The organism is Burkholderia perseverans, assembly GCF_022870505.1.
In the GTDB taxonomy this organism is placed as follows: Bacteria; Pseudomonadota; Gammaproteobacteria; order Burkholderiales; family Burkholderiaceae; genus Burkholderia; species Burkholderia plantarii.
In genome coordinates this window covers 1,732,142-1,743,657 of record NZ_CP045094.1, presented here as the reverse complement: position 1 = coordinate 1,743,657, position 11,516 = coordinate 1,732,142, and the positions used below count along the sequence as shown (strand labels likewise).

The following is an 11,516-nucleotide window of genomic DNA, read 5'->3' as shown; positions in this document are numbered from 1 at the left end:
CGACGACCAGCGAGGCCCGGGCCGCCCGTCAGGCCGCTACCGGCCCGTCAGCGCGCCCGCGCCCGCTTCAGCGATGCACGTTCGCGCCGACGATGCCGCCGGCGGCGGCACCGGCCACGGTGCCGATCGGCCCGCCCGTGACGAGGTAGCCGAGCGCGCCGCCCGCGGCCGCGCCAATGCCGGCGTTGCGCTGGGTGCGCGTCATCGTGCAGGCGCCGAGGCTCGCGACGACGACGGCGAGAACGGTGGCACGAACCAGAAAATGCGTGGTTTTCATTTGAGTGGACATATCGAAACTCCCTGCGCGGCACTTCCATATCGAAGCGGTAGGCGAATCTTAAAAAATGCCCGGCACCCGCGCCAGCGCGTTTTACCTCCCGTTACGACTGATACAGCCGCCCCGGCCGCCCGACGCAGGCTCCTCACCGGGCGCCCGGCTCAGGTAGAATCGACGGTTTCAGGCGGCGCAACCGGCGCGCGCCCACTTCTTCCAGTTCCCGCATGAGCACCGAACGCAACGACGCCCCCGCGGCATCCAACTTCATTCGCAACATCATCGACGACGACAACGGCTCGGGCAAATGGGGCGGGCGCGTCGAGACGCGCTTCCCGCCGGAGCCGAACGGCTACCTGCACATCGGCCACGCCAAGAGCATCTGCCTGAACTTCGGCGTGGCGCGCGACTACGGCGGCGTCTGCCATCTGCGCTTCGACGACACCAACCCCGAGAAGGAAAGCGTCGAGTACGTGAACTCGATCATCGACGCCGTGCAGTGGCTCGGCTTCGACTGGCAGAAGGACGGCGCCGATCACCAGTATTTCGCGAGCGACTACTACGACAAGCTCTACCAGTTCGCCGAGCTGCTGATCGAGCGCGGCCGCGCCTACGTGGACAGCCAGAGCGCCGACGAGATGCGCGCCAACCGCGGCTCGCTGACCGAGCCGGGCAAGCCCTCGCCGTTCCGCGAGCGTTCCGTGGAGGAAAACCTCGACCTGTTCCGCCGCATGAAGGCCGGCGAATTCGCCGAGGGCGAGCACGTGCTGCGCGCGAAGATCGACATGGGCTCGCCGAACTTCAACATGCGCGACCCGGTGCTGTACCGGATCCGCTTCGCGCATCACTACCGCACGGGCGACGCGTGGTGCATCTACCCGATGTACGACTACACGCACTGCATCTCGGACGCGCTCGAGAACATCACGCACTCGCTCTGCACGCTCGAGTTCGAGGATCACCGCCCGCTCTACGACTGGGTGCTCAACGAGCTGGCCGACGCCGGCGTGTTCACGCGGCCGCTGCCGCAACAGATCGAGTTCTCGCGCCTGAACCTGACCTACGCGATCACCAGCAAGCGCAAGCTGCTGCAGCTCGTGACCGAGAACCACGTGGACGGCTGGGACGATCCGCGCATGCCGACCATCGTCGGCATCCGCCGCCGCGGCTTCACGCCCGAGAGCCTGCAGCTGTTCTGCGAGCGCATCGGCGTGACCAAGGTCGATTCGTGGATCGACATGGGCGTGCTCGAAGGCGCGCTGCGCGACGACCTCGACGAGAAGGCGCCGCGCACGGCCGCCGTGCTCGACCCGCTCAAGCTCGTGATCGACAACTACCCGGAAGGCCAGAGCGAGGCCTGCACGGCGCCCGTCCACCCGCACCATCCGGAACGCGGCCTGCGCACGTTCCCGATCTCGCGCGAGCTGTGGATCGAGCGCGACGACTTCCAGGAAGTGCCGGCGAAGGGCTACTTCCGCCTGTACCCCGGCAACAAGGTGCGGCTGCGCTACGGCTACGTGGTCGAATGCACGGGCTTCGACAAGGACGAGCAAGGCAACGTCACGGCGGTCCACTGCAACTACTTCCCGGACAGCAGGTCGGGTACCGACGGCGCCAACACCTACAAGGTCAAGGGCAACATCCACTGGGTCAGCGCCGCGCACGCGGTGGCGGCCGAGGTGCGGATCTACGACCGCCTGTTCCGCGAGGCGCATCCCGACGCGGGCGGGCGCAACTATCTGGAAGCGCTGAACCCCGACTCGAAGAAGATCGTCAACGCCTACCTCGAACCTGGCGCGGAACTGGCCGAGGCCGAGGCGCGCTACCAGTTCGAGCGCCACGGCTACTTCGTGGCCGACCGCCTCGACTCGCAGCCGGGCAAGCCGGTGTTCAACCGGATCGTGCCGCTGCGCGACAGCTGGGGCAGCAGCAAGTAACCGGCCCCGCGCCATGAAAAATCCCCGGTCCGGCCGGGATTTTTCATGGCTGTCGATCCGGCGTCGATTTCTTTGGACACCGGCGCGGGCGGGATCAGCCCGGCAGCTCGCGATGCAGGTCGGCCAGCGACAGCGCGCGCGAGAACAGCCGCGTGAGGCTGCGGCTCGCATAGCGCGCCACCTCCTCGATCGCGACCCAGCGGAACGCGTCCATCTCGGGAATCGAGGCGCCGGTGGCGCGGCTCGGGAACATCGAGGTGCAGAGGCAGGCGGACAGGTCGGTTTCGTCCTCGCGCAGGCGCGCGGCGAACAGGTAGAGATCCTTGTCGGGACGATAGGCGAAGCGGCCGAGATCGACGAGGCGCGCCGGCGCGAGCGCGATGCCGGTTTCCTCGAACAATTCGCGCAGCGCGGCGTCGCGCTCCGATTCGCCGGGATCGAGATGCCCTTTCGGGATGTCCCAATGCGACGTTTCAGTTGCATGCGCAAGCAACAGCCGCCCGGCCGGATCGAGCAGCACGGTGCCGCACGACAGTGCGCGTGCGGCCCGCTCCGGCCGTCGTCCCGCCATGGCCGTCAACGCTTCTGCAATTGCCACTTGCCCGCGGGCGTCTTGCAGTAGCGCGGGCGCAGCGTCATCGACTGGCCTTTCGCGTTAATCTCGGTGGCGATCTCGCGGCAGGTATGGCCGTCCTGCTCGGCGGTCGACGGCGTGAGCTTCGCCTCGATCCGGACGCCGCGATTGCCGTTGTTCCACTCGGTCGTCTCGCCGTCCTTGCCTTCGTCGCGGGCCTGATGCACGGCCTTGGTCAGCGAGGCGACGTCCGCCTTGCTGAAATACGTGATCGGCGTGTCGTTCAGGAAGTTCAGGTTGCTCTGCGCCTGCGCGCCGAGCGCGGCGGCCATCAGCGCGGCGCCGGCCAGGGCTTGCGATAGGTTCGACAGGGTTACCCGCATCGGCTTGTTCTCCTTGTTGGGTTGCCGGGACGCGCACGCTGCGCGCCCCCCGCCGGCGAGGATATCACGGCGTCATGACCCCAAAGCGCGGCCCCGGCGCCGCGCCGCGCCCTCAGTGGCCCCTTAGTGCGCCGCCGCGTCCGGTGCGGCGCCGAGGTTGGCGCTGCTGGTGATGCGGGTAGGCTGGTAGTCGTCCGTCAGCGTGTGGAGGAACGCGATCACGTCCTGGATCTCGGCCTCGTCGAGCGCCGGCTTGTCACCCTTCTTGCGGTCGAACGGCGGGTCCGTGTTGATGTTCGCCCAGTAGCGCTTGGGCAGATCGTCGAACTTCTGCACCACGCCGTGACGCACCGGATAGAACTTCTCCGGATTCGTGTCGCGCTGCACGTAGAAGCGCAGCACGTCCTCGAGCGAGTGGTAGATGCCATTGTGGAAGAACGACTGCTTCAGCGCGACGTTGCGCAGCGTCGGCGTGCGGAAGATCCCGCAGTATTCGTCGCGGCCCTTCAGGTCCTGGCGCTCCGGCCCGCAGGCGCCGAGGTCGAAGAACTTCGGGTCCTTGTTGACGGTGAGCTCGCGGTTGCGCGGCACGCCGATCGCGATCAGGCCGAAGTCGCTGAACTGCGGCGCCGAGCCGTCGAGCGCGCGCTGGCTGATGTGGCAGCTCGCACAGTTGCCCTTGCGCTCGTCGTTGAACAGCAGCAGGCCGCGCATCTCGGCATCGCTGAGCGTGGCCTTGTGGTCGAGGAACGCGTCGTACTTGCTCGAGTACGGCGTGAAGGTTTCCGGCGACTGCTCGAACGCGCCAAGCGCCTGCAGCACCGCCTTGAAGGTCGCCTCGTCGCTGCCGAACACCTGTTCGCCAAAGGCCGCGCGGAACTCTGCCGAGTACGGCGCCGCGCGCACCGCGCTGGCCACCTTCGCCGGCGTGCTGTTCATCTCGAACGGCGTGGTGAGCGGAATCCGCGCCTGCTCCTCGCCGTGATCGACGCGCCCGTCCCAGGTCAGGCCACCCGTCGGGCCGGCGTCCACGCTCTCGTCGCCCTCCTCGTCCGAGTCGTGGAAATGCTCGGTGAAGGGCGGCACCTTCTGCAGATACATCAGCGTCGGCACCGCGCGGAAGCCCTGCTGATGCATGTCGTCGCCGCCCAACTGCACCGACAGCGCGTTGGCCGGCGTGAAAGCATGTTGTGGGCTATGGCACGAGGCGCATGCAAGCTTGCCAGTACCCGACAGCGACGGATCGAAAAACATCTGCTTACCCAGCGCTGTCATTTTTCTGACGGCCTCGTAGACCTGCGCACGCGTCTGCGGCTGGTTCGCGACCACGATCGGCCCGCTCGCGCCCGCCTGCGCGGCGGCCGCCGGCTGCGCCGACGACGCCGCCGAGGCGGCGGCGCCCGAAGCCGGGGCCGCGCCCGAGGCGCCCGGCGCACGCGAGTCGCAGCCCGTCAGGGCAGCCGTCAGCGCGCCGGCGAACACGACCGCCATGAACACGGCCGCGCGCCCGACGCGGGAATGGCGAACCGGCCGGGGCCGGGCGAAGTCTTCGTGCTGGCTGCGCATGTCGATCCGAAAGACAAGAAAGGAAGGCGCGAGCGTATGTCAGAAAAGTGTCAACTCCGTGACGACACACAGACAGGAAAACGAAAGACTCACTACATTTAGCTGTCAAAAATTACTTACATAATCCGGTCGGCCTGCTGTCATTCCGCATAAGAATGATTGCCGGTTCCTACGGTACATGTGCGACAAGAGAGACAACGAATGAAGAAGACTTTTCACCGCGTGACGCCCATCGCGCTTGCAGCAGCGGCCTTCCTTGGCGCCTGCGGCGGCAACGATGACGCCCCTTCGACTCCGCCGGCCACCACCACCCCGGCCCAGCCGGCCGCACAGACCCTGTCGGCCGTCAAGAACATCGTCGTGATCTATGCGGAAAACCGCAGCTTCGACAACCTCTACGGTGCGTTCCCCGGTGCCAACGGCATCCAGAACGTGACCGCCGCCAGCGCGCAGCAGCTCGATCGTGACGGCACGCCGCTCGCGACGCTGCCGAAGATCTGGGGCGGCCTGACCGCCTCCGGCGTGACGCCGGCCGTGACCGAAGCCGCCACGGCGAACCTGCCGAACGCCCCGTTCGCGATCGACGATCCGGCCGGCTTCAACACCGGCATCGACGTGACGACGCGCGACCTGTATCACCGGTTCTATGAGAACCAGATGCAGATCAACGGCGGCAAGAACAACATGTTCGCGGCCTGGGCGGATTCGGGTGGCCTCGTGATGGGCCACTACAACACCAACCAGAACAGCCTGCCGCTCTGGAAGATCGCGCAGCAGTACACGCTGGCCGACAACTTCTTCATGGGCGCGTTCGGCGGCTCGTTCCTGAACCACCAGTACCTGGTCTGCGCCTGCGCGCCGTTCTATCCGAACGCCGACACCAGCGTGGCGGCCGGCTCGATCTCGGCCGTGAACGCCGACGGCGTGTCGCTGCAGGTGGCGAGCACTTCGAAGGCCTCGGCGCTCGACGGCGCACCGGTGTTCGTGAACTCGGGCAACCTCACGCCCGACTTCTACGCGGTCAACACGATGCAGCCGCCGTATCAACCGAGCGGCAACAAGGCGCCGGCCAGCGACGCGACGCTGGCCGACCCGACCCTCTCCAACACGCTGCCGCCGCAGACGGCGACCAACATCGGCGACCTGCTCAACAACGCCGGCGTATCGTGGGCATGGTACGGCGGCGCGTTCGGCGCGGCGCTGCAGAAGTCGCAAGGCACCACGCCGGCCGCGGGTGCCGACGGCACGACGCTGACCACCGCGAACTTCCAGTACCACCACCAGCCGTTCAACTACTTCAAGAACCTGGCTCCGGGCACCACGGCACGCGCACAGCACGTGCTCGACGGCGGCATCAACGGCAGCGAGTTCATCAAGGCGATCGACGCGGGCACGCTGCCGGCGGTGTCGTTCTACAAGCCGCAGGGCAACCTGAACGAGCACGCTGGCTACGCCAACGTCGCGACGGGTGACCAGCACATCGCCGACGTGATCACGCACCTGCAGAACAGCCCGCAGTGGAGCAACATGATCGTCGTCGTGACCTATGACGAAAACGGCGGCTTCTGGGATCACGTCGCGCCGCCGAAGGGCGACCGTTGGGGCCCGGGCACGCGGATTCCGGCGCTGATCGTCTCGCCGTACGCGAAGAAGGGTTTCGTCGATCACACGCAATACGACACCGCGTCGATCCTGCGCCTCATCACGCGCCGCTACTCGCTGCCGAAGCTCGACGGCCTGAAGCAGCGTGACGACGCGCTGGTGAAGAACGGCGGCACCGCGATGGGCGACCTGACCAACGCGCTGACGCTATCGACGAACTAAGTCAGGCTGACAACAGCAGCAATCGACCCGTTGGTAGCGGGCTCGAGTGATTGGGCGGCTTCGGCCGCCCTTTTTTTGTTTGGGGGGCGCCCGCACCGGTTTCTCGTGGATCGAGATCGTACTGCCCGACAGGCGCGTCAGCGCCCCGCCGCCGCCCCGCCAGCCCGTGCGAACGCCAGCGTCACCGCGAACCCGCCCGCCGCCGGAAACGCGAACCTCACCTGGCCGCCGTGCGCGTCCATCACTTCCTTGACGATCGCGAGGCCGAGCCCCGAGCCATCGCGGCGCTGGGCGCCATCGCCGTCGAGCCGCACGAACGGGCGCAACACCGCGTCCCAGTGTTCACGCGCGATGCCGTGGCCGTTGTCCGCCACGGTCAGCGTGACTTGCCCGACGCTGCCGTCGAGGGTGACCGTGATCTGCGTCGCGAGGCCGTGATGCAAGGCGTTGTGCAGCAGGTTCTGCAGCGCTTCCTGCAGGCTGATCGCATCGCCGTCGATGGTCGCGTCGGCGCGCCGGATCTCGAGCGAGACCTGCACGTCGCGCTCGTGCGCGAGCGGAATCGCGCGGCCCAGCCCCTCCTTCGCGAGCGCGACCAGATCGACCGGCTGCAGCGGCACCACCTCGGTGCGGTGAATCACCATCGCATGATTGAGCAGTTGCCCCGTGAGCCGGCCCACGTCGGAGCAGGTCGCGCGCAGCGTGGCGAGCCGCGCGCGCTGGCGCGCCGCGTCCGGCTCGTGGCTCAGCATCTCGATCTGCGCGTCCAGCCGCGCGAGCGGAGTGCGCATCTGGTGCGCCGCGTCGGCGATGAAGCGCTGCATGGTCGCGACGCGCTCCGCGAGCCGGTGCATCAGCCCGTTGATCGCGCCGATGATCGCCGCGATCTCGCTCGGCGTGTCGATCGCCACGGGCCGCAGGTCCGACGGCTCGCGCGCCGCGATGATCGCCTCGATCTGCGCGAGCGGCAGCAGCCCGCGCCGGATCGCCAGCGCGCTCGCGCCGATCGCGAGCGCCGCCATCAGCACGATCAGCGTCCAGACCTTGAGGCTCATGTCGTTGGTCAGCTGCTCGCGCGCGTGGGTGGTCTGCGCGACCGTGACGAGCGCCCAGCCCGGCACGCGTTCCTCCGGCATGTAGCGCGCGATCGTCGCGATCCGCACCGGCTGCTGCTGATAGGTGCCGGTGGCGAAGCGCGTGCCGCGCTGCGCCGCGCCGACCGGCGCCGCGTCGGGCAGATCGTGATAGCCGGCCACCGCGACGCCGCGCGAATCGACCACCTTGTAGTAGACGAGGTCGTAGCGCGACAGCGACGACAGCGCGGCCACCGGCGGATTCAGCGCGAGCACGCCGCCCTGCACGTAGAGGTTCTCGGCCACCTGGATCACCGCGCCCGACAGCAGCTGGTCGTAGGCGCGCTCGGCCGCCACGCCCGCGTAGAAGCGCGTGATCACCGCGAGCGCGAGCGCGCCCGACACGACCACGCACGCGATGAACAGCAGCGTGCGGCCGAACAGGGTCTTCGGGAACCAGTCAGCGCGTCGCAATCTGGTATCCCATGCCGCGCGCGGTGCGGATTTCCACGTCGCTGCCCTGCAGCTTCCGGCGCACGCGCGTGACGTACTGCTCGACCGCGTTCGCCGACGGCTCGCGGCCGAAGCTGAACAACTGGTTCAGCAGTTCGTCCTTCGAGAACACGCGCTGCGGACGGCTCGCAAGGATTTCCAGCAGCGCGAACTCCTGGCGCGAGAGCGGCAGCGGCCGGCCGTCGAGCTCGGCAAGCCGGCTGCTGCGATCGATCGACAGGCCGCCGAAACGCAGCACGTCGCTGGCGTGACCGCTGTTGCGGCGCAGCAGCGCCTGCACGCGCGCGTCGAGTTCGCGATAGTCGAACGGCTTCACGAGGTAATCGTCGGCGCCGAGCCCCAGGCCGCTCACGCGGTCGTCGATCGCCGAGCGCGCCGTCACCAGCAGCACCGGCGTGGTGCTGCCCGAGGCGCGCAGGCGGCGCAGCACCGAGAAGCCGTCCAGCGACGGCAGCATCACGTCGAGCACCACCAGATCGAACGACTCGACGCCGAGCAGGCTGCTCGCCGCCGCGCCGTCGCGCTCGAGATCGACCGCGTGGCCCAGGCGCGTCAGGCGGCTGCCGATCGCCTCGCCAATTTCCGCGTCGTCCTCGACGACCAGAATGCGCATGTTGGAGTCCTGCCAGTCAAAGTGATTAGGGGTATTCCCGAGGGGGAGTTCTCAGCATTTTCTCAGACTCGCCCGGTAACCTCCATTGGCTATGACATGGGACAAACAGGCTTTCCAGGGAGACCGCACGATGCCGTGCGCATTCGAATCGACCGCGACGCGCGGGCGAGGCATCGCGTTTGCGTTCGCGTTGGCGTTCATTCATGTGCCGGCGCCCTGCTCGGGAGATGCCCGGCGATGAGTGCGTCGCCGCGGCGCCGCGCGCTGCTCGCCGCCGGCATCGGCACCGCGACGCTCGCCCCCCTCGCCTCGCCGGCCGCGCGCGCGTTCGGGCTGCCGGCCTGGCTGTCGTCGCCACGCACGGTCCGGATCTCGAAGGGCTATGGCGTGCTGTACCTGCCGCTGCTCGTGATGGAGCGCCAGCGGCTGTTCGAGGCGCATGCCGCGCAACGCGGGCTCGGCAAGGTGAAGCCCGAGTGGGTGCTGCTCGACGGCGGCAACTCCGTCAACGACGCGATGATGGCCGGCACGCTCGACTTCGCCGGCGCCGGCGCCCCCGGCTTCATCGAGCTGTGGGCGCGTTCGCGCGGCATTCCGAACGTCGAGGTGATCGGCATCAGCGGGCTGTCGGCCACGTCGCTGTCGCTGAACACGAACCAGCCGCGGATTCGCACGCTGGCCGACTTCACGCCCGAGGACCGGATCGCCGTGCCCGGCATTCACACCTCGCTCGCCGCCGTGGTGCTGCAGATGATCGCCGCGCAGCGCTTCGGGCTGCCCCGCTTCACCAAGCTCGATCCGATCACCGTGAACCTGCCGCATCCGCAGGCCATGGACGCGCTGATCCGGCGCGACGGCGGCGTCACCGCGCATTTCGCGTCGCCGCCGTTCTCGACGCTCGAGCTGCGCCAGCCCGGCATTCATCGCGTGGTCGACGCCGTGGAGGTGCTCGGGCCGCTGACGCTCGACGTCGTGTTCGCGCCGCGCCGCGTGGTGGACACCGAGCCCGGGCTCGCCGCCGCGTTCATCGGCGCGCTCGACGAGGCGAACCGCTTCATCGCCGCTCAGCCGCGCGAGGCCGCCGCGATCTACGTGGCCACCTCGGGCGTGCGCGTGACGCCCGACGACGTGGCCACCATGCTCGCCACGCCGGAAACGCGCTTCTCGGTGGTGCCCGACCGGCTGATGGCGTTCGTCGATTTCCTGCACGGCGTGGGCACGATCAAGACGCGGCCGCGCCGATGGGAAGACATGTTCACCGCGCAGCTGGCCGCGTATCAGGCGCGCTGAATCGGGTTCCTCGCATTGCCTTTGCAGCAAGGTTGTGTTGTTCAGCATCCGTTCATTCGTATTCGTACCCATTCGTATCCACCAGGAGTTTCGTGTGACCGTTACCTCTCCCCGCATCGCCGCAGCCGACGACGACGAGCCACGCGTGATGTCGAAGATCGCATGGCGTCTGATGCCGATCCTCGTCGTGATGTTTCTGATCTCGTTCATCGACCGTCAGAACGTGGGCTTCGCCAAGCTGCAGATGGTGCATAGCCTGAACATGACGGAGGCCGCGTTCGGGCTTGCCTCGTCGCTGTTCTTCATCGGCTATCTGCTGTTCGAAGTGCCGAGCACGCTCGCGCTGCATCGCTTCGGCGCGCGCGTCTGGCTTGCGCGGATCATGTTGACGTGGGGCTTGATCACCGTCGCGATGGGCTTCACGACGTCGATGCCGGTGTTCTGCGGGCTGCGCTTCGTGCTCGGCATCGCCGAGGCCGGCTTCTACCCGGGCGTGATCTATTACCTGACGCTGTGGTTTCCGCAGAGCTACCGCGCACGCGTGCTCGGCATCTTCACGCTCGGCAGCGCGCTCGCCAACATGCTCGGCTCGCTCGTCGGCGGCTGGCTGCTGAGCCTGAGCGGGATCGGCGGCCTGGCCGGCTGGCAGTGGGTGTTCATCGCGACGGGGCTGCCCGCCGTGATCGTCGGGATCCTCGTGTTCCGGCTGCTGCCGACGTCGTTCCGCGAAGCGCGCTTTTTGTCCGATCACGAGAAGGCGATCGTCGGTGCCGCGCTCGAACGCGAAGCGCCCGTGCAGGCCGAGCATTCGCATCCGTGGAAGGCGCTGCTCGATCCGCGCGTGATCCTGTTCGCGGCCACCTACATGATGATGTCAACCTCGCTGTACGGCGTGACGTACTGGCTGCCGACCATCGTGAAGTCGTTCGGCGTGTCGAACAGCACCAACGGCCTGCTCAGCATGCTGCCGTGGGCGCTGGCTGTCGTGCTGCTGATCTGGCTGCCGCCGAAGCTGCGCCGTGCCAAGAGCCTGCTGCGCACGATCGGGATCGTCGCGGTGCTCGGGGCGATCGGGTTCGTGCTGAGCCTCGTGCTGCCGACCACGCCGCTGAGGTTCATCGCGCTGGTGCTCGGCGGGGCGTGTATTCCGTTGATCTACCCGTGTTTCTGGTCGATGCCGCCGCGGTATTTCACCGGCGCGCGCGCGGCGGCGAGCGTGGCCGCGATCAATTCGATCGGGAATCTGGGCGGGTTCTTCAGCCAGAACCTGATGCCGCTGGCGGGCAAGCTCACGGGCAGCGCGTTCGGGCCGATGATCGTGCCGATCGTTTGTTTGAGCGTGCTGGGGGTGGGTGCGTTTGTGGGCTGGGCAAGGTCGGAGCGGTCGCTGGCGGCGGTGGGGGTTTGAGGTTGGGCAGTTGAGGTTGAAGCGGGCGCGTGCCTTGATGGGTGCGCGCCCGTTTTGCTAT

Annotated in this window: 10 protein-coding genes; 4 read left to right on the top strand and 6 right to left on the bottom strand. The window is 67.8% G+C overall.

Annotated elements, in window-relative coordinates:
• Positions 1-67: 67 nt before the first annotated feature.
• Entirely contained in the window at positions 68-277 is a 210-nt protein-coding gene (locus BpN12_RS22335) for an ornithine acetyltransferase (protein ID WP_042624632.1), read from the bottom strand.
• Positions 278-501: 224 nt separating this feature from the next.
• On the opposite strand from BpN12_RS22335, the gene BpN12_RS22330 reads away from it, so the two are divergent.
• The gene (locus tag BpN12_RS22330; RefSeq protein ID WP_246797620.1) at positions 502-2,211 is read left to right on the top strand and encodes a glutamine--tRNA ligase/YqeY domain fusion protein; all 1,710 of its coding nucleotides are present in this window, start codon (positions 502-504) and stop codon (positions 2,209-2,211) included.
• A 94-nt stretch (positions 2,212-2,305) separates the two neighbouring features.
• Here the strand turns inward: BpN12_RS22330 and BpN12_RS22325 are convergent, their stop codons facing one another.
• From BpN12_RS22325 to BpN12_RS22315, 3 genes are all read right to left on the bottom strand, one after another.
• On the bottom strand, positions 2,306-2,782 hold the full coding sequence (locus BpN12_RS22325; protein ID WP_042624630.1) for an NUDIX hydrolase: 477 nt from the start codon (positions 2,780-2,782) through the stop codon (positions 2,306-2,308).
• Between the two features lie 5 nt (positions 2,783-2,787).
• Positions 2,788-3,168, bottom strand: a complete 381-nt coding sequence (locus BpN12_RS22320) for an RT0821/Lpp0805 family surface protein (RefSeq protein WP_246797619.1) — start codon at positions 3,166-3,168, stop codon at positions 2,788-2,790.
• Positions 3,169-3,291: 123 nt separating this feature from the next.
• Positions 3,292-4,659: a cytochrome-c peroxidase gene (locus tag BpN12_RS22315; RefSeq protein ID WP_246797618.1), complete on the bottom strand. Its 1,368-nt coding sequence runs from the start codon at positions 4,657-4,659 to the stop codon at positions 3,292-3,294.
• Between the two features lie 276 nt (positions 4,660-4,935).
• Between BpN12_RS22315 and BpN12_RS22310 the strand changes: the two genes are divergently transcribed.
• Complete coding sequence (locus BpN12_RS22310; protein WP_246797617.1) at positions 4,936-6,558, top strand: acid phosphatase; 1,623 nt, start codon at positions 4,936-4,938, stop codon at positions 6,556-6,558.
• Positions 6,559-6,695: 137 nt separating this feature from the next.
• On the opposite strand, the gene BpN12_RS22305 is transcribed toward BpN12_RS22310, so the two are convergent.
• Both BpN12_RS22305 and BpN12_RS22300 read right to left on the bottom strand, forming a co-directional pair.
• The gene (locus BpN12_RS22305) at positions 6,696-8,105 is read right to left on the bottom strand and encodes a sensor histidine kinase (protein ID WP_246797616.1); all 1,410 of its coding nucleotides are present in this window, start codon (positions 8,103-8,105) and stop codon (positions 6,696-6,698) included.
• Complete coding sequence (locus BpN12_RS22300; protein WP_246797615.1) at positions 8,092-8,757, bottom strand: response regulator transcription factor; 666 nt, start codon at positions 8,755-8,757, stop codon at positions 8,092-8,094. The genes BpN12_RS22305 and BpN12_RS22300 overlap by 14 nt, the downstream gene beginning before the upstream one ends.
• A gap of 237 nt (positions 8,758-8,994) precedes the next feature.
• Between BpN12_RS22300 and BpN12_RS22295 the strand changes: the two genes are divergently transcribed.
• On the top strand, positions 8,995-10,047 hold the full coding sequence (locus BpN12_RS22295; RefSeq protein ID WP_246797614.1) for an ABC transporter substrate-binding protein: 1,053 nt from the start codon (positions 8,995-8,997) through the stop codon (positions 10,045-10,047).
• A 148-nt stretch (positions 10,048-10,195) separates the two neighbouring features.
• Complete coding sequence (locus BpN12_RS22290; RefSeq protein WP_246797963.1) at positions 10,196-11,455, top strand: MFS transporter; 1,260 nt, start codon at positions 10,196-10,198, stop codon at positions 11,453-11,455.
• Positions 11,456-11,516: the final 61 nt, after the last annotated feature.

Excerpts from the sequence above, each read along its gene's own strand:
- BpN12_RS22335 (WP_042624632.1), bottom strand. The coding sequence starts at position 277 with ATGAAAACCACGCATTTTCTGGTTCGTGCCACCGTTCTCGCCGTCGTC.
- BpN12_RS22330 (WP_246797620.1), top strand. The coding sequence starts at position 502 with ATGAGCACCGAACGCAACGACGCCCCCGCGGCATCCAACTTCATTCGC.
- BpN12_RS22325 (WP_042624630.1), bottom strand. The coding sequence starts at position 2,782 with ATGGCGGGACGACGGCCGGAGCGGGCCGCACGCGCACTGTCGTGCGGC.
- BpN12_RS22320 (WP_246797619.1), bottom strand. The coding sequence starts at position 3,168 with ATGCGGGTAACCCTGTCGAACCTATCGCAAGCCCTGGCCGGCGCCGCG.
- BpN12_RS22315 (WP_246797618.1), bottom strand. The coding sequence starts at position 4,659 with ATGGCGGTCGTGTTCGCCGGCGCGCTGACGGCTGCCCTGACGGGCTGC.
- BpN12_RS22310 (WP_246797617.1), top strand. The coding sequence starts at position 4,936 with ATGAAGAAGACTTTTCACCGCGTGACGCCCATCGCGCTTGCAGCAGCG.
- BpN12_RS22300 (WP_246797615.1), bottom strand. The coding sequence starts at position 8,757 with ATGCGCATTCTGGTCGTCGAGGACGACGCGGAAATTGGCGAGGCGATC.
- BpN12_RS22295 (WP_246797614.1), top strand. The coding sequence starts at position 8,995 with ATGAGTGCGTCGCCGCGGCGCCGCGCGCTGCTCGCCGCCGGCATCGGC.
- BpN12_RS22290 (WP_246797963.1), top strand. The coding sequence starts at position 10,196 with ATGTCGAAGATCGCATGGCGTCTGATGCCGATCCTCGTCGTGATGTTT.